Genomic DNA, 19,566 nt, shown 5'->3' with positions numbered 1-19,566 from the left:
GGGACACATGGGACTCACCATCGGCGTCGACATCGGCGGCACGAAGATCGCAGCTGGCGTGGTCGACGAAGAGGGCTCGATTCTCGAGACGTGCAAGGTACCCACTCCGCCCACGCCCGAGGGTGTCGTCGACGCGATCGCGGACGCGGTGCGGACGGTCAGCACCGACCATCAGGTCGAGGCGGTCGGCATCGGTGCCGCCGGCTACGTCGACGACAAGCGGGCGACCGTACTGTTCGCCCCCAACATCAACTGGCGGCACGAGGCGCTCAAGGACAAGGTCGAGCAGCGCGTGGGGCTGCCGGTCGTCGTGGAGAACGACGCCAACGCCGCCGCCTGGGGCGAGTACCGCTTCGGCGCCGGCCAGGGCCACGAGGACGTCATCTGCATCACCCTCGGCACCGGGCTGGGCGGCGGCATCATCATCGGCAACAAGCTGCGCCGCGGCCGCTTCGGCGTGGCCGGCGAGTTCGGCCACATCCGGGTCGTCCCCGACGGCCTGCTGTGCGGCTGCGGCAGCCAGGGCTGCTGGGAGCAGTACGCCTCCGGCCGCGCCCTCGTCCGCTACGCCCGGCAGCGCGCGGTCGCGGCCCCGGACAACGCCGCCGTTCTGCTGGGCCTCGGCGACGGCACCCCGGACTCGATCGAGGGGCGGCACGTGAGCGAGGCGGCCCGGCAGGGCTGCCCGGTCGCCATCGACTCCTTCCGCGAACTGGCCCGCTGGGCCGGTGCGGGGCTGGCCGATCTGGCCTCCCTGTTCGACCCGTCGGCGTTCATCGTCGGCGGCGGGGTCTCCGACGAGGGCGACCTCGTCCTGGACCCGATCCGCAAGTCCTTCCGCCGCTGGCTGGTGGGCGGACAGTACCGGCCGCACGCCCAGGTGCTCGCCGCCCAGCTCGGCGGCAAGGCCGGACTGGTGGGCGCCGCCGACCTGGCCCGGCAGGGCTGACCGGCCGCCCACGACAGGACGCGGCGGGGGCCCGCCGTGACGCTCCGATGTGAGGGGATGGCGCCATGCTCGCGGACCTGCCCGAGTCCCGTACCGAACCGGACGGTTCGGCCGTGGTCCGCGTGCTCGCCTACAACATCCGCTCGATGCGCGACGATCGGGTGGCGCTGGCCCGGGTGATCCGGGCCTGCGCCCCCGATCTCGTGTGCGTTCAGGAGGCGCCGCGGTTCTTCCGCTGGCGCAAGGCCGCGGCGTGGCTGGCCCGCGCCACCGGCCTGGTGTACGTCACGGGCGGGGCGACCGCCTCCGGCCCGATGGTCCTCTCCTCGCTGCGCGCCCATGTGGAGCGCACCGAGGACATGCTGCTGCCGCGCACCCCCGGCCTGCACCAGCGCGGCTTCGCCACCGCGGTGGTGCGGATCGGCGGGGCCCGGCTCGGTGTGCTCAGCTGCCATCTGAGCATGAACGCCGACGAGCGCCACGAACAGGGCGGGCTGCTGCTCGACCGGATGCACCGCTTCACCGCCGAGGGCGTCCCGCACGCGGTCGCCGCGGGGGACCTCAACGACCGGCCCGAGGGGCGGACGTTCCGCCGGCTCGCCGCCGAACTGCAGGACGGCTGGGCCACGGCCCCCTGGGGCGTCGAACACACCACCCGGCCCGGTGACCCGTTGCAGCGCATCGACGCCGTCCTGCCCACGCGGGGCGTCGAGGTGCTCGGCTGCGGGGTGCCCCGCGGGCTGCGGGGGGTCACGGAGGCGGACCTGCGGGCGGCCACCGACCACCTGCCGGTGCTGGCGGCGCTCCGGGTGCCCGCCCTGACCTGACGGGGGTCGGACGGGTGCGGCCCCGGTGGATATCGGCCCCGGCCCCTGAGGCGGACCGGGCCGTCCGACCCGTGCGCGTCCCGACGACCTGGACCGGACGAACCGGACCGGACGATCCGGATCAGCGGCCGGACCGGCAGACCCCGGGCCGGCGGACCGGGATTCAGACGACGGCGCCGCGCCCCGGGTCGTCGTCCTCCTCGTCGTCGTCCCGCATCCGGGCGACGAGCGTGCCGAAGCCGCCCAGGAAGCCGCCGATGCCGAGCGTGGCGATCAACCAGGTCATCTCCCACTGCAGCAGCACGGTGAGCAGCAGGAGCAGCGGACCGCCGAGGACCGCGAGCCAGGCGAACTTGGCCGTGGTGTCGGCCGAGGGGAGCGGCGGCGGCTCCGGGGGCACGAAGTGGCCCTCGTCGGCGTCTCCCTCCGCAGGCTCCGGTGTCGCCCAGTCCCGGGGGCCGACTCCGGCCATGTACCCCGTCACGCTGGAACCGAGCGGCCGGGAGGGCACTCCCGAACTGCCCGGGGCCCCCGGCCCGGACGGACCGTCGGCCTCGTCCCGGCTGTCCCGGCTGTCCCCGTCGTCCCGGTCGTCCCCGTCGTTCCGATCGTCGCGCCCGGCCGCGGTGTCCTGCGGCTGCCGCTCCTCGTCGTCGTCCAGCGACAGGTCCGGGTCCGCCGGCTCCTCGCCGTACCCCGCCACGATCGCCGCCCAGGCGGCGTCCTCGTCGACCGGCTCGCGGCCGTCCTCGCGGCCCGCCCCGGTGTTGCGCTCAGCCACCGCTCGCCGTCTCCTTCTCCATGCCGCCGCCGGGCTCGCCCGCGCCCGGCGCCCCGCCCGTACCGGGAGCGATCCGCTCGACGAAGGCGTGGGACTCCTCGAAGATCCGCTCGGCGTCGTGGTCGAGCGTGGCCACGTGATAGCTCCGCTCCAGCAGGATCTCGGTGACGTCCGTGGAGGAGACCCGGCTCAGGATGCGCGCCGAGTCGGCGGGCGGCACCACATGGTCCTGCGGGCTGTGCAACAGCAGCATCGGCTGCGTGACCTGCGGAAGCTCCGCGTCCACCACGCGGAAGAACTGCCGGAGCGAGTGCGCGGCGTGCAGCGGGACGCGGTCGTAGCCGACCTCCGCGACCCCCTCCTTCGCGATGTCGCTCGCCACCCCCTTGGTGGTCCGCACCAGGTGCCGGGCCACCGGGAGGGCGTACGCGGACAGACCGTGCACCTTGTTGGCCGGGTTGACCACCACGATGCCGCTGATCGCGTCGCCGTGCTTCGCCGCCAGCCGCAGCGTCAGGGCGCCGCCCATGGAGAGCCCGAAGACGAAGACCCGGCGGCACCGCTCCAGGAGGATCCGCAGCTCCCGGTCCACCTCCGCGTACCAGTCCTGCCAGCCGGTGAGCTGCATGTCCTCCCAGCGGGTGCCGTGGCCGGGCAGCAGCGGCAGGGAGACGGTGAGGCCGCGCGCGGCCAGCCGCTCCGCCCAGGGGCGCAGCGACTGGGGGCAGCCGGTGAAACCGTGGCAGAGGAGTACGCCGATGTCCCCGCCCTCGTGGCGGAACGGCTCGGCTCCGGGGAGGACCGGCACCAGAGGTCTCCTGTTCGTCGTGGGTCCGTGGGTTCCGGGGAGAGAGACGTCTCTCGGCGGGTGAGGTTCCCCGGGAGCTCCGGGGACCTGCGCGGGACACGGTGAGGACTTCACCGTACGCGACGGGACCGACACCGGGTAGGTCCGACGGCAGGCTGGGGGACCAGGGGTGTGCCGCAGCAGGTTAAGGTCTCTTCGTCGGACACAGGAGGTCCTCGGTTGCTTTACGGCGCAATGAAACTGTCCATCGGAGGGACACTGAAGCTTGCCTTCCGCCCCTGGGTGGAAGGGCTGGAGAACGTCCCCGACGAGGGCCCCGCGATCCTGGCCAGCAACCATCTGTCCTTCTCGGACTCCTTCTTCCTGCCGGCCGTGCTGGACCGCAAGGTCACCTTCATCGCGAAGTCCGAGTACTTCACCTCGCCCGGCGTGAAGGGCAAGCTCACCGCGGCCTTCTTCAAGGGCGTCGGGCAGCTCCCGGTGGACCGCTCCGGTGGCCGCGGGGCCGGCGAGGCGGCGATCAGGAGCGGCATCGGCGTGCTGGAGCGCGGTGAGCTGTTCGGCATCTACCCGGAGGGCACCCGCTCGCCGGACGGGCGGCTGTACCGGGGCAAGCCCGGCGGGCTCGCGCGGGTGGCCCTCGCCACCGGCGCCCCGGTGATCCCGGTCGCGATGATCGACACGGAGAAGGTCCAGCCGCCCGGCAAGGTCGTGCCGAAGATGATCCGGCCCGGCATCCGCATCGGCAAGCCCCTGGACTTCAGCCGGTACCACGGCATGGACGGCGACCGGTTCATCCTGCGGTCGGTGACCGACGAGGTCATGTACGAGATCATGAAGCTCTCGGGGCAGGAATACGTCGACATCTACGCGACGGCCGCCAAGCGGCAGATCGCGGACGCCGCCAAGCGGCAGGCCGAGCAGGAGAAGGCCGAGAAGGCGGAGCACGCCGAGGCGAGGAAGGCCGAGGCGAAGAAGGCCGGCGAGGCCGACCGGCAGGAGAAGGCCGGGGCGTAACCGCGCCCGGCAGGGGGGTGGGGAGATGGCACTGCGCACCCAGGTGCGTGAGCTGCCGGGAGCCCGGACGCCGGGCCGGCGCGAGAAGGTCGTCCGGATGTCCGTGGAGCAGCCGCTGTGGCAGGCGCTCACCGCCTTCCGGCTGCTGACCATGGCCTACGCCGTGGCCCGCTACATCTGGGCCCACGAGGAGTACGCCCACCCCCTCGGGGGCTGGATCTACCTCGCGGTGCTCACCGTCTGGACCCTCGGCACCTCGCACCTGGTGAGCTCCGCGGCCCGCTGCAGCTACCGCTTCCTCGCCGCCGACATGACCGTCGCCCTCACCGGCATCCTGCTCACCCCGGTGCTCGACGACCCCGCCCGGGTCGCCGCCGGGGAGGCCACCCTGCCCTCCATCTGGACCGCGGGCGCGGTGCTCGGTTACGCGATCAAGGGCGGCTGGCGCTGGGCGGCGGCGGCCTCCTGCGTCGTGGGCATCTCCAACATCATCGAGCGCGGCGAGCTGTCCAAGGGCAATGTGCACAGCATCGTCCTGCTCTCCGTGGCCTGCACCGCGGTCGGCTACGTCGTCGAGGTGGCCCGCGCGAGTGAGCGCACCCTGGCCCGGGCCCTCCAGATCGAGGCGGCCACCCGCGAGCGGGAGCGGCTCGCCCGGGACATCCACGACAGCGTCCTCCAGGTCCTCGCGATGGTGCAGCGGCGCGGCGCCGAGATCGGCGGGGAGGCGGCCCGGCTCGGGCGGATGGCGGGGGAGCAGGAGATCGCCCTGCGCACACTGATCTCCAACGGGCTGGTCCCCGGGGCCCGTACGGCGCCCGTCCTGCCGGAGACCACCGACGACGAGCCCGGTACCGCTCCGGAGGCGGAGCACACCCGGGCCGCCGACGCGGGCACCACCGGCGGCTCGTGCGACCTGCGGGCGCTGCTCGCGCCGTACGCGGGCGCCCGGGTGTCGTTCGCGGAGCCCGGCACCCCCGTGCTCCTGGAGGCGGGAGCCGCGGCGGAGCTCGCGGCCGCCGCCGGCGCCGCACTCGACAACGTCCGCAAGCACGCCGGTGAGGACGCACAGGCGTGGATCCTGCTGGAGGACGAGCCGGACGCGGTGATCGTGACCGTACGGGACGACGGCCCCGGCATCCCCGAGGGGAGACTGGCCGACGCCGAACGGGAGGGCCGGCTCGGGGTCGCCCTGTCGATCCGCGGCCGGCTGCGGGACCTGGGCGGCAGCGCCGAACTGCTGTCGGTCCCCGGGCAGGGCACCGAGGTCGAGTTGAGGGTTCCGAAGGGGAACCGCGGGAGCGAGGCGAAGCGATGACGGAGCAGCAGCCGACGGTCAGTGTCATGGTCGTCGACGACCACCCCATGTGGCGCGACGCCGTCGCCCGTGACCTGGCCGCCGCCGGCTTCGACGTGGTGGCGACCGCCGGGGACGGCCCGCAGGCGGTGCGGCGGGCCCGTGCGGCCACCCCCGACGTGCTGGTCCTGGACCTCAACCTGCCCGGAATGCCGGGAGTTCAGGTCTGCAAGGAACTCGTCGGGTCCGACCCGACACTGCGGGTCCTGGTGCTCTCCGCGAGCGGTGAGCACGCGGACGTCCTGGAGGCCGTCAAGTCCGGTGCCACCGGCTATCTGCTGAAGTCGGCGAGCGGCGAGGAGCTGATCGACGCCGTCCGGCGCACCGCCGTCGGCGACCCCGTCTTCACTCCCGGGCTGGCGGGCCTGGTCCTGGGCGAGTACCGCAGGCTGGCCGCGGACCCGCCGCCCGCGGCCGCGGACGAGCCGGGCGCGCCCCGGCTCACCGACCGGGAGACCGAGGTGCTGCGCCTCGTGGCGAAGGGCCTCTCGTACAAGCAGATCGCGGAGCGCCTGGTCATCTCGCACCGCACCGTGCAGAACCACGTCCAGAACACCCTGGGCAAGCTCCAGCTCCACAACCGCGTGGAACTGGTGCGGTACGCGATCGAGCGCGGGCTGGACGACGACGCGTAGGCCGTGCCGCCGCTCGGCCGGGACGCCGGGCTTCCCGCCGGGGCGTGGGCGTCCGGCCCGCTCCTCCGGAACGGTCAGCCCGGGAAGCGCAGGAGCGCGGCGGGGGAGCGGGTGCGGGCCGCTCCCACCGCGCGCGTCCGCTCGTACGGGTGAACGCTCGGCCCTCAACCGCCTTTCTCCGCACGGGAGTCACCCGCCGCCCCCATTCTCGGTGCCGGGGTCACCAACAGCGTGGCCGCACGGCGGCCGACGCGGGAGAAGGGAAGAACCATGCGGGTCGGAGTACTGACCGGTGGCGGCGACTGCCCCGGGCTCAACGCGGTCATCCGGGGCATCGTCCGCAAGGGCGTCCAGGAGTACGGCTACGACTTCGTCGGCTTCCGGGACGGCTGGCGCGGGCCGCTCGAAGGGGACACGGTCCCGCTGGACATCCCCGCGGTCCGCGGCATCCTGCCGCGCGGCGGGACGATCCTCGGATCGTCCCGGACCAATCCGCTGGGCGCGGAGGACGGGATCCGCCGGATCAAGGACAACCTCGCCAAGCAGGAGGTCGGCGCGCTGATCGCGATCGGCGGCGAGGACACCCTCGGGGTCGCCGCGCGCCTCTCCGGCGAGTACGGCATCCCCTGCGTCGGTGTCCCGAAGACCATCGACAACGACTTGTCGGCCACCGATTACACCTTCGGGTTCGACACCGCGGTCAACATCGCGACCGAGGCCATCGACCGGCTGCACACCACCGCCGAGTCGCACATGCGGGTGCTCGTCGTCGAGGTGATGGGCCGTCATGCGGGCTGGATCGCCCTGCACTCGGGGCTGGCGGGCGGCGCCAACGCCATCCTCATCCCCGAGCAGCGCTTCGACCTCGGCCAGGTCTGCGCCTGGGTGGAGTCCCGGTTCAAGATCCGCTACGCGCCGATCGTGGTCGTCGCCGAGGGCGCCGTGCCCCGGGACGGCGACCTCGTCCTCAAGGACGGCTCGCAGGACTCGTTCGGGCACGTCCGGCTCTCCGGCATCGGCGAGTGGCTGGCCAAGGAGATCGAGAGCCGGACCGGCAAGGAGGCCCGGACGACGGTGCTCGGCCACGTCCAGCGCGGCGGCACCCCGAGCGCCTTCGACCGCTGGCTCGCCACCCGCTTCGGCCTGCACGCCATCGAGGCGGTCCGGGACGGGGCCTTCGGAACGATGGTCGCGCTGCGCGGCACCGACATCGTGCGGGTCCCGATCGCGGACGCCACCACGAAGCTCAAGACGGTCGACCCGGCGCTCTACGCCGAGGCGGGCGTCTTCTTCGGCTGACCCGACGTCGGGCGGGGGCATGCCCGGCCGGAAGCCCCCGGTCCGCCGCCGGCCCCTCACCGTGGGGCCGGCGGCGGAACACCGGGCCGGGGCGACACCGGGGCCCCGGCGGCCGGTGCGGTCACACCAGGCCGTCGGCGAGCCTCACACCAGCACCGCGGACAGCAGCCCCGCCGTGATCCCCGCCCCGTCCAGCGTCAGCACCGACTCCGGGTGGAACTGCACCCCGGCGAACCCCGGCCCCCGCAGCGCGTGCACGTCCCCGCCGGCCGGGTCCCGGCTCAGCTCGACCCGGTGCATCGCCAGTTCCTCCTCCGTGGCGGCGTCGCAGCGCGCGGTGAAGGTGTTGTAGAACCCCACCGTCTGCGGGCGCCCGAAGAAGTCGATCCGCTCCTGCGCCCCCTGGCAGGGCACGTCCTTGCGGACGATGTCCAGGCCCAGCTCCGCCGCGATCAGCTCGTGCCCCAGGCACACCCCCAGCAGCCCGTGCCGGTGCCCGCTCAGCAGCGCGCCGGCGAGCTCCCGCAGCCGGCGCATCTTCGGGTCCGTGAGCCGGCCCGGATCGCCCGGCCCCGGCCCCAGCACCACCGGCCCCCGGTGGGCCAGCGCCGTCTCCCGCAGCCCCGGCTCGTCGTGCCGCCGCACGGTCACCTCCAGACCGGCGGACCGCAGCAGATGCGCCAGCATCGCAGTGAAGGTGTCCTCGCCGTCGACGACCAGCGCGTGCCCGGCCGGACCGCCCGCCGGGGAAGCCGTCCCCTCGTCGGCCCGCATCCGCAGCCAGAACGGCGCCAGATCCGCCCGCCGGGCGTCCAGCGCCCTCCGCACCCGCACGTCGTCCGCCAGCCGCGGCCGTGTCCCGGCCGGCTCCCCGCCGGGCCCCGGGCGCACCCCGAGAGCGGCGAGCACCCCGGCCGCCTTGGCGTGCGTCTCGGCCACCTCGCCCCGCGGATCCGAGTGACGGACCAGCGTGGCCCCGACCGGGACCCGCAGCCCGCCCGCCGCGTCGATGTCGGCGGTCCGGATGAGGATGGGGGAGTCCAGGGTCTGCGCGCCCCCGGCGTCCCGCCCGATCAGGGCCAGCGCCCCCGCGTAGTAGCCCCGACCGGGGCCGGCCTCGTGCCGTTCGATGACCCGGCAGGCGTTCTCCACCGGCGAGCCGGTGACGGTCGCCGCGAACATCGTCTCCCGCAGCACCTCCCGCACATCCAGCGAGCTGCGGCCGCGCAGTTCGTACTCGGTGTGGGCGAGGTGCGCCATCTCCTTCAGCCGCGGGCCCACCACGACCCCGCCCCGGGGCGCGACGGTGCACATCATCTTCAGCTCCTCGTCCACCACCATGGACAGCTCCTCCACCTCCTTGCGGTCCCGGAGGAACGCCAGCAGGCCCTCGGGGGAGGGGCCCTCCGGCGGGTAGCGGTAGGTCCCGCTGATCGGGTTCATCACGACGGTGCCGCCGGACATCCGGACGTGCACCTCCGGGCTGGCCCCGACCAGCGTGCGCTCCCCGGTGTGCACCACGTACGTCCAGTACGCGCCGCGCTCGCCGGTCAGCAGCCGCCGGAAGAGGGCGAGCGCGTCGGCCCGCGAGAACCCCGGGATGCTGCCGCGGAACGTCCGCCGGATCACGAAGTTCGCGCCCTCGCCCCGTCCGATCTCGTCCGCCACCACCCGGCCGACGATCTCCGCGTACGCGTCGTCGGAGACGTCGAACGCGCCGTCCTCGACCCGGACCGCGTGCCGGGGCAGCGCGTCGCACACCGCGGCGAGCGGCAGTTCGTACGTCTCGTCCGGGCGCAGCACGGTCAGCGGGGTGCCGTCGTCCCGGACCTCGAAGCCGCGCTCCCGGATCTGCCGGAACGGCACCAGGGCGAGCGCGTCCGTCACGGCCTCGCCGGTCGCGCCCTCGCCCAGCGGGATATCCGCCAGCCGTTCCACGTCCGTGACCGGGCCGAGAAGCACCTCGACGGTCGCCGCGGCTCCCTCCGGGCGGCCGGGGGTGCGGCGGTGGATCAGCGCGAAGGGCGGGGAGCCGTCGGTGGCCAGCCGGTGCAGGAGCGCGGTCGCGTCGCGGTGCATGGAGGGTTCCTTCCGGAATCGGATCGGCGATCGGATGCGGAGGAACGGCCGCGGGCCGCGCGTCCCGGTGGACGCGACGAAGGCCGCCCCTCGGGCGGCCTTCGCGTGGTCGTGTGGATACGCGCAGTCAGTGGGCCGCCGGGGAAGCGGGCCACCACCAGTCCTGGATCGGCTGCGCGAACATGCCCCGCACTGTAGCCGAGCCCCGTGCGGCGCGCGCCACCCGTCCACGGTGCGGACCGTGTCTCATTTTGTGGGCGGTGGACGGGGCGACCGGAAAGACCCCGTACTGTTGACAGGGTGACCGTGAACGCTGATTCCCCCGCCCAGGGCAACACCTGGCGACACCTTCCCGCGGCGCAGCAGCCCGAGTGGCCCGACCCCGAGGCTCTGCGCGATGTGATCGCGGACCTCGAGTCGTATCCTCCGCTCGTCTTCGCGGGCGAGTGCGATCAGCTGCGCGCCAGCCTGGGTGCCGTCGCCAAGGGCGAGGCGTTCCTGCTGCAGGGCGGCGACTGCGCCGAGGCGTTCGACGCCGTGGGCGCCGACCAGATCCGCAACAAGCTCAAGACGCTGCTCCAGATGGGCGCCGTCCTCACCTACGCCGGCTCGGTGCCGGTCGTGAAGGTCGGCCGGATCGCCGGGCAGTACAGCAAGCCGCGCTCCAAGCCGACCGAGACCCGCGACGGGGTGACCCTGCCGACCTACCGCGGCGACTCCGTCAACGGCTTCGAGTTCACCGAGGCGGCCCGGATCCCGGACCCGGAGCGGCTCAAGCGGATGTACCACGCGTCCGCCGCGACGCTGAACCTCGTCCGCGCCTTCACCACCGGTGGCTACGCCGACCTGCGCCAGGTGCACGCCTGGAACCAGGACTTCGTGAAGTCCTCCCCGTCCGGGCAGCGCTACGAGGCGCTGGCCCGCGAGATCGACCGGGCGATGAACTTCATGCACGCCTGCGGGGTGGACCCGGAGGAGTTCAAGACCGTCGAGTTCTACGCCTCCCACGAGGCGCTGGTCCTGGACTACGAGTCGGCCCTCACCCGGACCGACTCGCGCACCGGGCAGCTCTACGACGTCTCCGGGCACATGCTCTGGATCGGCGAGCGCACCCGGCAGCTCGACGGCGCGCACATCGAGTTCGCCTCCCGGGTCCGCAACCCGATCGGTGTGAAGCTCGGCCCCACCACCACCCCGGAGGAGGCGCTCACCCTCATCGAGCGGCTCGACCCGGACCGTGAGCCGGGCCGGCTGACCTTCATCACGCGGATGGGCGCGGACAAGATCCGCGAGAAGCTCCCCACCCTGGTGGAGAAGGTCACGGCCTCCGGCGCCCAGGTGGCCTGGGTCTGCGACCCGATGCACGGCAACACCTTCGAGGCGGCCTCCGGGCACAAGACCCGCCGCTTCGACGACGTGCTCGACGAGGTCAAGGGCTTCTTCGAGGTCCACAAGGGCCTGGGCACCCACCCGGGCGGCATCCACGTGGAGCTGACCGGCGACGACGTCACCGAGTGCGTGGGCGGCGGCGACGAGATCTTCGTCGACGACCTGCACCAGCGCTACGAGACGGCCTGCGACCCGCGGCTCAACCGCAGCCAGTCCCTGGACCTGGCGTTCCTCGTCGCGGAGATGTACCGGGGCCAGTAGCCCGGACCCCTCGCGGGGCGGCACCGAACACGAGTGGGGCACGGATCACAGGATCCGTGCCCCACTGCCGTTGTAAGGATCAAGCCAGGGCGGGTAAGGTAAGGGTAACCTCACTGATCAATGGAAGTGGGGTTGCCTATCAATCCGACCGACCTGTCCGCCCGCGGGGGTGAATCGCGTGTACGTCTGCTCATGCTTCGGCATCACCGAGAAGCAGGTGCGTGAGCACGCGGACTCGGGCGCCTGCACGCCCCGGCAGATCGCCTCGGCCTGCAAGGCGGGCACGGACTGCGGCAACTGCGTACGCCGTATCCAGGCCCTGCTCGGCCGCGGTGCCTGCCCCCGGCGTGAGCTGGTGGAGCAGGGCGAGCCGGCCGCTCTCGCCGCGGACACCGCCTTCGCCGCGGACACCGCACGCGTCGCCGGAGCCGTGCCGGACGAGCGGCACTACCCGGCCGCCGCCGAAGCCGCCTGAGCCCCTGGTACGCCTGAGCCGCTGGCACGCCTGAGCCCCTGGGCCGCCTGAGCCCCGAAGCCGCAGGAAGAACCGCGCCGGGCGCGCGCCGCCGTCAGCTCTCCGGCTGCTCGACCAGCTGGGCGATGTACAGCGGCTCCCCGAGCTTCTCGATGAGCTCCAGCTGGGTGTCGAGATAGTCGATGTGGTGCTCCTCGTCGGCGAGGATGCTCTCGAAGATGTTGGCCGAGGTGATGTCCCCCTTGGCCCGCATCACCTCCACACCGCGCCGCAGCCGGTCGATGGCCTCGACCTCGATCTGCCGGTCGGCCTGGAACATCTCGGTGACCGTCTGGCCCACCCGGACGTGGAACAGCCGCTGATAGTTGGGCAGGCCCTCCAGGAACAGGATGCGGTCGGTGAGCACCTCGGCGTGCTTCATCTCGTCGAACGACTCGGCCCGGGTGTATTTCGCGAGCTTCGGCCAGCCGAAATTCTCCTGCATCTTGGCGTGCAGGAAGTACTGGTTGATCGCGGTGAGCTCGGCGGTCAGCTGCTCGTTGAGGAATTCGATGACCTCGGGGTCGCCCTGCATCGCAGCGGCTCCTTCCACTTCCACACAAGAACGGCAGGTTGCGCGCATCCTCGCACCGCCCGCAGGGACGATCCAGTAAGTGCACGCTTAGTACGAGTTGTTCCTGCCCCGCTCTGCGCTGGTCATGACCACCCTTCCCCGTCTGCCACCATGGAGTCATGAGTCAGCCGGAAAGCCGTGAAGGGGCACAGCTCGAGCTTCCTCCGGGACAGCGGCTGCAGCGCGGCTGGCCGGTCACCCATTACGGCCCGGTCCCCAAGTTCAAGGCGGACCGCTGGGAATTCCGTGTATTCGGCGCGACCGCCGACGGCGACAAGCACTGCTGGACGCATGAGGAGTTCACGGCCATGCCGTACTCCACGGTCGTCGCCGACCTCCACTGCGTCACCAAGTTCAGCATGCTGGGAGCCGAGTGGGGCGGGGTCTCCGCCCGCACCGTCCTGGAACTGGCTCCTCCGGCCCCCGACGTCACCCATGTGATGGTGTGGGCCGAGTACGGCTTCAGCTCCAATCTCCGGATCTCCGACTTCACCTCGGAGCGGGCCATGTTCGCCACCCACAAGGACGGCGAGCTGCTCACCGCCGAGCACGGCTTCCCGGTCCGGCTGATCGTGCCGCACCTGTACGCCTGGAAGGGGCCCAAATGGGTCCGCGGTGTCGAGTACATGACGGCCGACCGCCGGGGCTTCTGGGAGGAGCGCGGCTACCACAACGTCGGCGACCCCTGGCGTGAGCAGCGGTACTCCTACCAGGAGGAGCCGGGGGACGGGCCGGAGCTCTGAGGGCTGTCCGGCAGGGCCGGTCCGGTCGGCCGAGCCCCGGCCCCGGTCGGCCCCGGCATGTGGTCAGACCGGGGAGCCCACCCCGCGGAGTTCCTTGAGGCGCGCCACGTCGGCCGCGTGGCCCGCCGTGCCGCCCGGCGTCTCGATCACCAGCGGCACGCCCTCGGTCGCCGGGTGGGTGAACAGCTCACCGAACGGGTCCGCCCCGATGTGACCCGCGCCGATGTTCTCGTGCCGGTCCTTGTGCGCGCCCACCACGTCCTTGGAGTCGTTGGCGTGGATCAGCCCGAGCCGGCCCGCGCCGACGGTGTCCACCAATGCGTCGAGCAGCAGCTTCATCCCGCCCGGCGCGGCCATGTCGTGGCCGGCGGCGAAGGCGTGGCAGGTGTCCAGGCAGACGCCGAGCCGGGGATGCCGGTCCAGCGCCTCGAAGTACGGCCCGAGGTCCTCGGCCAGCGAGCACAGCGACGCCCCCTGGCCCGCCGTGGGCTCCAGGAGCAGCACCGGGTCGTCGTCGTGGGTGAGCTCGTCGAGCAGCGGCAGCATCCGCTCCCGGACCTGGGCGAGCGCCGTCGCACGGGGCCGGCCGCCGGTCGCCGAGCCGGTGTGCACCACGACGCCGAGCGCGCCGATGTCCCGCCCCCGGCGCAGCGAGTGCCGCAGCGACTCCACCGACCGGTCCACGGTGGCCCCGGTGTGGGAGCCGAAGTTGATCAGATAGGGCGCGTGCACATAGGCCGGGATCGAGCCCGCCGCGCAGCCCTCCCGGAACTGCTCGTCCTGCCGCGGGGTTCCGGGAGGGGTCGCCCAGCCGCGCGGGTTGGCGACGAAGACCTGCACGGCCTCGGCGCCGATCTCCCGGGCGTAGGAGAGGCCGACGGAGGCGAGGCCTCCGGCGACCGGCACATGGCCGCCGACCGGATTGCGGAGGCCGGAGGGACTGCTGTGGCGCGGATGCGGGCTGTTCACCGGACCAGGGTCGCACGCCGTGGAACCGCCTCCGTACGGCCGGCGGGCCGGGCGCAACGGAAAGGGCGGTCGGGCACAACGAAAAGGGCGGGCCCGTGAGGGGCCCGCCCTTTCCGCAGCTGTGTGTCAGCTCCGCAGCTGTGGTGTCAGCGCACCCGGATCGTGACGGAGCTGCCCTTCGGGGCCTCCTCGCCCGCGTCGACGGACTGGTCGAAGACGGTGTCCCCGAAGAAGAACTTGGAGACGTCAACGGTGAATCCCTCCGCCTCCAGCTTGGCCTTCGCCTCGTCGGTGCTCAGGCCCTCGACGTCCGGCACCTCGACCATCTGCTGGCCCTTGGAGAACGTGAGCGTGACGGTGTCGCCCTCCGCCAGCTCGGTCTCCCCGGTGGGGGACTGCGTGGCGACCGTGCCCTTGTCCTCCTCGGAGAAGACCCGGCGGGGGGAGACCTTGGCCTTCAGCCCGGCGTCGCGGAGCTCCTGCCTGGCGTCCGCGAGCTCGTAGCCGGTGACGTCCGGGGACTCGACCGGCTCGCCCTTGCTGACCGTGATGGCCACCGCGGAGTCCGGCCGCCGCTTGGTGCCCGCCTCCGGGTCGGTCCGGATCACCGAGTTCTGCGAGAGCGTGTCGCTGAACTCCTTGCGCACCATCCCGGGAACCAGGCCCAGCTCCTTGAGCTGCCGCTTCGCCTTCGTCAGCGGAACGCCTTCCAGGTCGGGCACCTTCACCTCGTCGGGGCCCCGGGAGACGGTGATGGTCACCGTGCCGGTGTCCCGGATCCGGCTGCCCAGCTTCGGCTCGCTGCGGATGACCTTGCCGCGGTCCACGACGTCGCTGAAGCCCGTCCGCACCTGCACGTCCAGCCCGGCGTCGTGCAGCTTCTGCTCCGCCTGCGTCCGCGACAGCCCGAGCACCCCGGGAACCTGGGTGAACTGCCCCGCGGTGATGTACCAGACCCCGGCGCCGATGCCGAGCGCCAGCAGGGCCGCGACCAGGGCGAGCACCCCGCGCCGCGGGCCCCGCCGGGGCGCCCGGCGGGACGACGGCCCGTCGGACGGCGGCGGCCCGGACGGCGGCAGGTCCAGCCGGCTGGTGCGGTTCAGCGCGTCCTCGCCCGCCGGACCGCCCTCGGCCGGCTGCCCGCCCCCCAGGGTCCGGGGGATCACGCTCGTCCGGTCCTCGGAGCCGGTGTGCGCGTCCGCCAGGGCCTGCGGGGGAACGGCGTCGAGCTGCTCCTCGGTGAGCAGTGCCCGGAGTTCGCGGGCCTGCGCGAGCAGCGCGACGGCGTCGGCCGGGCGCTGCTCGGGGTCGCGGGCGGTCGCGGTGGCCACCAGGATGTCCAGCTCGGGGGCGAGCCCCGGCACCTGCCCCGACGGCGGTGCGATGTCCTCGTGCAGATGCTGGTAGAGCACCTGGGCGGCGGTCCCGCCGTCGTGCGGCTTCCCGCCGGTCAGCATCTCGTACAGCACGATCCCGCAGGCGTAGACGTCCGCGCGGGTGTCGGCCGTGCCGTGCTCTATCTGCTCCGGCGCGAGATACGAGACGGTGCCGAGCAGGGAGCCTGAGGAGGCGTTGGTCTGGGTGTCCACGGCCCGGACGAGCCCGAAGTCGGCCACCTTGACCCGGCCGTCGTCCCCGATGAGGACGTTCTCCGGCTTCATGTCGCGGTGGATCAGCCCGGCGCGGTGGGCGGCGCCGAGCGCGGCGAGCACCGGCTCCAGGACGTCCAGGGCGGCGCGGGGCTGCAGCGCGCCGCGCTCGCGGAGCACGTCGCGCAGCGTGCACCCGGCGACGTACTCCATGGCCAGATAGACGTAGGTGCCGTCCATGCCCTGGTCGAAGACGCCGACGACGTTCGGGTGGGCGAGCCGGGCGACGGACTTGGCCTCACGGATGAAACGGTCGACGAACTGGGCGTCCGTGGCGAGGCCGGGATGCATCACCTTGAGCGCCAGCACCCGGTCGAGACGGGTGTCCACGGCCCGGTAGACGGTGGCCATGCCACCGACGGCAATGCGCGCCTCGACCCGGTAGCGTCCGTCGAGCACGTGCCCGACCAGCGGGTCCTGCAGGGTCGTATCCACGACAGTGCAGTCTACGAGCCATGACCGGCAGGTCTGTCCCATCCGCGGGGTCCGGCGGACCTCTGCAGCACAACGGTGACAGCCGGCCGGCGCACCCGCCCCGGCCCGGCCGGTGGATCATGCGTGCGAGGCCGCGGCGAGTGCCGCGAGCTCCTCGAGCGCCGTGGCCCAGGTCATGGCCGCGTACTCGGCGTGCCGGGCCTGCTCCGCCGCGGGCACGTCCAGCGCGGTGACCCCGGTCTCGTTGACCGTGACCCGGGTGCCCGTGCCCTCGGGTGTGAGATCGAACTCGATCAGCGTGGAGCCGCCCCGGCCCGGCGGCACATCGGGGCGCAGGGCCATCCGGAAGCTGACCCGGTAGGGGGCCTCGACCATCTCCACCCGGCCGTGGAACTCCCCCTGGTCGTCCCAGCGGAACCGGAGGGCGCCGCCCGGCCGCAGGTCCAGCTCGGCGCCGCCGAACGCGTACCAGGACCGGATGTGCTCGGCCGTGGTGAGCACCCGCCACACGCGGTCGGCCGGGGCCGGGACGTACACCTCGCGCTCGACGCGGTCGGGGACCTCATGCGCCACGGGGACCACCTCCGGTTCCACGCTACGGCCTGACGGGCCGGCCCCGCCGGAGCGGCTCGCGCCGGTCACCGGGGTGCCGGAGCCCGGCCGTGGCCGGGCGGGCGTTCCGGCAGGTGCGGGGCGGTCCGGTGCCTACCCGAAGGCGGGCCGTTCCGGGTCCAGGGCCGCCAGGCCCTCCGTCGGCGAGGACGCCTCCGCGAAGTGCCGGCGCGGGATCCGGCCCGCGCGGTGGGCCAGCCGTCCCGCCTCGACCGCGTGCCGCATCGCCCCGGCCATCAGGACCGGCTCCTGGGCGCGGGTCACCGCCGAGGCCAGCATCACCGCCGCACAGCCCAGCTCCATGGCCAGCGCCGCGTCCGAGGCGGTGCCCGCACCGGCGTCCAGGATCACCGGCACCCGCGCCCGCTCGGTGATCAGCCGGAAGTTGTGCGGGTTGCGGATGCCGAGCCCGGAGCCGATGGGCGAGCCCAGGGGCATGATCGCGGCACAGCCCACGTCCTCCAGCCTGCGGGCGAGGACCGGGTCGTCGTTGGTGTACGGGAGCACGGTGAAGCCGTCGTCGACGAGCACTTCGGCGGCGTCCAGCAGCTCGACCGGATCGGGCAGCAGCGTCCGCTCGTCCGCCACCACCTCCAGCTTGATCCAGTCGGTGCCCAGGGCCTCCCGGGCGAGCCGCGCGGTCAGCACCGCCTCGCCCGCGGTGAAGCACCCCGCGGTGTTCGGCAGGACGCGGATGCCGAGCCGGTCGAGCACGGACAGCACCGAGCCCTGGACCGTCGGGTCCAGCCGGCGCATCGCGACGGTCGTCAGCTCGGTGCCGGAGGCGATGAGCGAACGTTCCAGCACGTCCAGGCTGGGGGCGCCGCCGGTGCCCATGATCAGCCGGGAGCCGAAGGTGGTGCCGGCCAGGGTGAACGGATCGGCCGCGGCCGTGTCCGGCGGAGCGGTGGTGCCGGTCGGAGCGGTGGTGTCGGTCATGGTCAGCCTCCCTGGACCGCGGTCAGGATCTCGACGCGGTCGCCGTCGCCGAGTGCGGTGGCGGGCCACTGGCCCCGCGGCACCACGGCCTCGTTGAGCGCGGCGGCGACACCCGCCGGTGCGGTGGTGAGCGTCGCGACGATCCGGTCGAGCGTGGTGCCCTCCGGGACCTCGCGGGGTTCGCCGTTGACGGAGACGGTCACGCGGGCTGCTCCTGCCGTACGGGGGCGTCGGATGCGTCGGACACCGGGGCCGCGGGGCCTCCGGAGGTGAAGCGCAGCGGGCTGAACGGACGGGCTTCGGGCGGGAGTTCACCGGTGCACAGCACCTCCGCCAGAGCGTCGCCGGTGACCGGTGTGAGCAGCACGCCGTTGCGGAAGTGCCCGGTCGCCAGGTGCAGTCCGGGCAGGGCGGTGGGTCCCAGCAGCGGGGCGTTGTCCGGCGAACCGGGGCGCAGCCCGGCCCGGGTCTCCACCAGCGGGAGTTCGGTGATGCCCGGCACCAGCTCATGGGCGTCGCGCAGCAGTTCGTACACCCCGCCCGCGGTGACCGTGGTGTCCCAGCCCAGTTCCTCGCTGGTGGCGCCGAGCACCAGCTCGCCGTTCTCCCGGGGCACCAGATAGACCTGCCCGCCGCGGACCACGGCCCGTACGGTCCGGGAGAGGAACGGCGCGTACGCCCCGGGCACCCGCAGCCGCAGGACCTGGCCCTTGACCGGGCGGACCGGCGGCACGACGGCCTCGGGGACCCCGGCGAGGCGGCCGCTGTGGCTGCCGCCGGCCAGGACGACCTGACCGGCGGCCAGTTCGGTGCCGTCCTCCAGCACGGCCCCCACCGCCCGGTCCCGGACCACCCGCAGCTCCCGGGCCCACCCGCGGTGCAGCACCACGCCGGCCCGCTCGCAGGCGGTGACCAGCGCCGCGGCCAGCCGCCGGGGGTCGGTCTGGTGGTCGCCGTCCACCCGGAGCCCCCCGCGCACGCCCGGCGCGAGCATCGGCTCCAGGCGCCGGCACTCGCGCCCGGTCAGCCACTGCGAGTCCAGCCCGCAGCGGACCTGGAGGGCGTGCAGCTCCCGCAGATGGGCCCGGTCGTCGGCGTCCAGTGCGACCGCCAGGGTGCCGCAGGCGCGGTAACCGACGTCCTGGCCGCTCGCCTCCACCAGCTCCGCGGCGAACTCCGGATAGCGCTCCGCGGAGGCGAGGTTGAGGCCGAGCAGGGTCTCCTCGCCGTAGTGCAGTTCGGAGACGGCCGCCAGCATCCCGGCGGCGACCTGCGCGGCGCCCCCGCCGGGCACCGGATCGGCGACCGCGGTGCGCAGCCCCCGCTGCGCCGCCCGCCAGGCCGTGACGAGGCCGATGATGCCGCCCCCGACGACGAGGACGTCATGACGGTGCTGCGCGGTGGTGTGCCGGGGGGTCCCGCGCTGTGCGGTGACGGTGTGCGGTGCGGTCCCGTGCGCCGGGGCGCTCTTCTCGGGGGTGCCGTTCTCGGGCGCGTGCATGGGCGTCCAGCCCCTCCCTTCGCCGGCATGACCCGGATCAGGTTCGTACGGTCGGAGGCCGGTCAGCCTCCCTCTCAGCCCGGTCCGTCCGGGCTCCCGCGAGTGCTCTACGGCCGTCACCTTAACGTGCCGCCTTCCGGCCCATGAAGGGAGCGGCGAACCGGAACGGCCCCCCGTACCGGGCCCCGGGGCCGGGCCGCGGACGGCCGGCGGCGGGACCGGCAGGTG

The 19,566-nt window shown here is 73.5% G+C and carries 19 protein-coding genes and 1 riboswitch; of the genes, 9 read left to right on the top strand and 10 right to left on the bottom strand.

The genetic code is table 11. The features are described 5' to 3' along the window. Nucleotides 1–7 precede the first annotated feature (7 nt). Both ACFYYR_RS22530 and ACFYYR_RS22525 read left to right on the top strand, forming a co-directional pair. Nucleotides 8–949, top strand: a complete 942-nt coding sequence (locus tag ACFYYR_RS22530) for an ROK family glucokinase (RefSeq protein ID WP_388856263.1) — start codon at nucleotides 8–10, stop codon at nucleotides 947–949. 65 nt (nucleotides 950–1,014) lie between these two features. Next, nucleotides 1,015–1,776 (top strand): endonuclease/exonuclease/phosphatase family protein, encoded by a 762-nt coding sequence (locus tag ACFYYR_RS22525; RefSeq protein WP_388856260.1) that lies wholly within the window; start codon nucleotides 1,015–1,017, stop codon nucleotides 1,774–1,776. A gap of 163 nt (nucleotides 1,777–1,939) precedes the next feature. Here the strand turns inward: ACFYYR_RS22525 and ACFYYR_RS22520 are convergent, their stop codons facing one another. Together ACFYYR_RS22520 and ACFYYR_RS22515 are read right to left on the bottom strand one after the other, a co-directional pair. Further along, nucleotides 1,940–2,557, bottom strand: coding sequence for a hypothetical protein (locus ACFYYR_RS22520; protein WP_388856257.1), 618 nt, complete (start codon nucleotides 2,555–2,557; stop codon nucleotides 1,940–1,942). Beyond that, the gene (locus tag ACFYYR_RS22515) at nucleotides 2,550–3,365 is read right to left on the bottom strand and encodes an alpha/beta hydrolase (protein ID WP_388856254.1); all 816 of its coding nucleotides are present in this window, start codon (nucleotides 3,363–3,365) and stop codon (nucleotides 2,550–2,552) included. Before ACFYYR_RS22515 ends, ACFYYR_RS22520 begins: the two co-directional genes overlap by 8 nt. 234 nt (nucleotides 3,366–3,599) lie before the next feature. Here ACFYYR_RS22515 and ACFYYR_RS22510 point away from each other — a divergent pair, with 234 nt between their 5' ends. The 4 genes from ACFYYR_RS22510 to ACFYYR_RS22495 all read left to right on the top strand — a co-directional run bounded on the left by ACFYYR_RS22510 (nucleotide 3,600) and on the right by ACFYYR_RS22495 (nucleotide 7,673). Further along, entirely contained in the window at nucleotides 3,600–4,382 is a 783-nt protein-coding gene (locus ACFYYR_RS22510) for a 1-acyl-sn-glycerol-3-phosphate acyltransferase (protein WP_351509509.1), read from the top strand. Nucleotides 4,383–4,407: 25 nt separating this feature from the next. Next, nucleotides 4,408–5,700, top strand: coding sequence for a MacS family sensor histidine kinase (gene macS / locus ACFYYR_RS22505; protein WP_388856251.1), 1,293 nt, complete (start codon nucleotides 4,408–4,410; stop codon nucleotides 5,698–5,700). After that, entirely contained in the window at nucleotides 5,697–6,374 is a 678-nt protein-coding gene (locus tag ACFYYR_RS22500; protein WP_388856248.1) for a response regulator, read from the top strand. Before macS ends, ACFYYR_RS22500 begins: the two co-directional genes overlap by 4 nt. A gap of 270 nt (nucleotides 6,375–6,644) precedes the next feature. Further along, nucleotides 6,645–7,673: a 6-phosphofructokinase gene (locus tag ACFYYR_RS22495; RefSeq protein ID WP_388856245.1), complete on the top strand. Its 1,029-nt coding sequence runs from the start codon at nucleotides 6,645–6,647 to the stop codon at nucleotides 7,671–7,673. A gap of 144 nt (nucleotides 7,674–7,817) precedes the next feature. On the opposite strand, the gene ACFYYR_RS22490 is transcribed toward ACFYYR_RS22495, so the two are convergent. Next, nucleotides 7,818–9,752 (bottom strand): anthranilate synthase family protein, encoded by a 1,935-nt coding sequence (locus ACFYYR_RS22490; RefSeq protein WP_388856242.1) that lies wholly within the window; start codon nucleotides 9,750–9,752, stop codon nucleotides 7,818–7,820. 300 nt (nucleotides 9,753–10,052) lie between these two features. Here ACFYYR_RS22490 and ACFYYR_RS22485 point away from each other — a divergent pair, with 300 nt between their 5' ends. Together ACFYYR_RS22485 and ACFYYR_RS22480 are read left to right on the top strand one after the other, a co-directional pair. After that, a complete protein-coding gene (locus tag ACFYYR_RS22485) occupies nucleotides 10,053–11,402 on the top strand; it encodes a class II 3-deoxy-7-phosphoheptulonate synthase (RefSeq protein WP_388856239.1) in 1,350 nt (449 codons plus the stop codon). Between the two features lie 178 nt (nucleotides 11,403–11,580). After that, on the top strand, nucleotides 11,581–11,877 hold the full coding sequence (locus ACFYYR_RS22480; protein ID WP_388856236.1) for a bacterioferritin-associated ferredoxin: 297 nt from the start codon (nucleotides 11,581–11,583) through the stop codon (nucleotides 11,875–11,877). 94 nt (nucleotides 11,878–11,971) lie between these two features. On the opposite strand, the gene bfr is transcribed toward ACFYYR_RS22480, so the two are convergent. Beyond that, complete coding sequence (gene bfr / locus ACFYYR_RS22475) at nucleotides 11,972–12,451, bottom strand: bacterioferritin (RefSeq protein WP_388856232.1); 480 nt, start codon at nucleotides 12,449–12,451, stop codon at nucleotides 11,972–11,974. A gap of 158 nt (nucleotides 12,452–12,609) precedes the next feature. Here bfr and ACFYYR_RS22470 point away from each other — a divergent pair, with 158 nt between their 5' ends. Continuing rightward, entirely contained in the window at nucleotides 12,610–13,233 is a 624-nt protein-coding gene (locus ACFYYR_RS22470) for a sulfite oxidase-like oxidoreductase (protein ID WP_388856229.1), read from the top strand. A 63-nt stretch (nucleotides 13,234–13,296) separates the two neighbouring features. Here ACFYYR_RS22470 and ACFYYR_RS22465 read toward each other — a convergent pair whose 3' ends face one another. From ACFYYR_RS22465 to thiO, 6 genes are all read right to left on the bottom strand, one after another. Continuing rightward, nucleotides 13,297–14,202 (bottom strand): deoxyribonuclease IV, encoded by a 906-nt coding sequence (locus tag ACFYYR_RS22465; RefSeq protein WP_388856226.1) that lies wholly within the window; start codon nucleotides 14,200–14,202, stop codon nucleotides 13,297–13,299. A 146-nt stretch (nucleotides 14,203–14,348) separates the two neighbouring features. Then, nucleotides 14,349–16,286: a Stk1 family PASTA domain-containing Ser/Thr kinase gene (gene pknB, locus ACFYYR_RS22460; RefSeq protein ID WP_388856223.1), complete on the bottom strand. Its 1,938-nt coding sequence runs from the start codon at nucleotides 16,284–16,286 to the stop codon at nucleotides 14,349–14,351. A 117-nt stretch (nucleotides 16,287–16,403) separates the two neighbouring features. Next, the gene (locus ACFYYR_RS22455) at nucleotides 16,404–16,859 is read right to left on the bottom strand and encodes an SRPBCC domain-containing protein (RefSeq protein ID WP_351509532.1); all 456 of its coding nucleotides are present in this window, start codon (nucleotides 16,857–16,859) and stop codon (nucleotides 16,404–16,406) included. 132 nt (nucleotides 16,860–16,991) lie between these two features. After that, nucleotides 16,992–17,837: a thiazole synthase gene (locus ACFYYR_RS22450; RefSeq protein WP_388856219.1), complete on the bottom strand. Its 846-nt coding sequence runs from the start codon at nucleotides 17,835–17,837 to the stop codon at nucleotides 16,992–16,994. A gap of 2 nt (nucleotides 17,838–17,839) precedes the next feature. Beyond that, nucleotides 17,840–18,040, bottom strand: coding sequence for a sulfur carrier protein ThiS (gene thiS / locus ACFYYR_RS22445; protein WP_351509536.1), 201 nt, complete (start codon nucleotides 18,038–18,040; stop codon nucleotides 17,840–17,842). After that, complete coding sequence (thiO, locus tag ACFYYR_RS22440; RefSeq protein ID WP_388856216.1) at nucleotides 18,037–19,338, bottom strand: glycine oxidase ThiO; 1,302 nt, start codon at nucleotides 19,336–19,338, stop codon at nucleotides 18,037–18,039. The genes thiS and thiO overlap by 4 nt, the downstream gene beginning before the upstream one ends. Continuing rightward, nucleotides 19,336–19,448, bottom strand: a riboswitch (TPP riboswitch). (Overlaps the previous gene by 3 nt.) Nucleotides 19,449–19,566: the final 118 nt, after the last annotated feature.

It is taken from the genome of Streptomyces sp. NPDC001922, from assembly GCF_042891165.1.
GTDB lineage: Bacteria > Actinomycetota > Actinomycetes > Streptomycetales > Streptomycetaceae > Streptomyces.
This window is presented reverse-complemented; position numbering and strand designations above follow the sequence as displayed.

Bases quoted from the DNA above. Each gene is read 5' to 3' on its own strand.
- ACFYYR_RS22490 (WP_388856242.1), bottom strand. From the start codon at position 9,752: ATGCACCGCGACGCGACCGCGCTCCTGCACCGGCTGGCCACCGACGGC.
- ACFYYR_RS22530 (WP_388856263.1), top strand. From the start codon at position 8: ATGGGACTCACCATCGGCGTCGACATCGGCGGCACGAAGATCGCAGCT.
- bfr (WP_388856232.1), bottom strand. From the start codon at position 12,451: ATGCAGGGCGACCCCGAGGTCATCGAATTCCTCAACGAGCAGCTGACC.
- ACFYYR_RS22500 (WP_388856248.1), top strand. From the start codon at position 5,697: ATGACGGAGCAGCAGCCGACGGTCAGTGTCATGGTCGTCGACGACCAC.
- ACFYYR_RS22510 (WP_351509509.1), top strand. From the start codon at position 3,600: ATGAAACTGTCCATCGGAGGGACACTGAAGCTTGCCTTCCGCCCCTGG.
- ACFYYR_RS22470 (WP_388856229.1), top strand. From the start codon at position 12,610: ATGAGTCAGCCGGAAAGCCGTGAAGGGGCACAGCTCGAGCTTCCTCCG.
- macS (WP_388856251.1), top strand. From the start codon at position 4,408: ATGGCACTGCGCACCCAGGTGCGTGAGCTGCCGGGAGCCCGGACGCCG.
- thiO (WP_388856216.1), bottom strand. From the start codon at position 19,338: ATGCACGCGCCCGAGAACGGCACCCCCGAGAAGAGCGCCCCGGCGCAC.
- ACFYYR_RS22495 (WP_388856245.1), top strand. From the start codon at position 6,645: ATGCGGGTCGGAGTACTGACCGGTGGCGGCGACTGCCCCGGGCTCAAC.
- ACFYYR_RS22450 (WP_388856219.1), bottom strand. From the start codon at position 17,837: ATGACCGACACCACCGCTCCGACCGGCACCACCGCTCCGCCGGACACG.
- ACFYYR_RS22525 (WP_388856260.1), top strand. From the start codon at position 1,015: ATGCTCGCGGACCTGCCCGAGTCCCGTACCGAACCGGACGGTTCGGCC.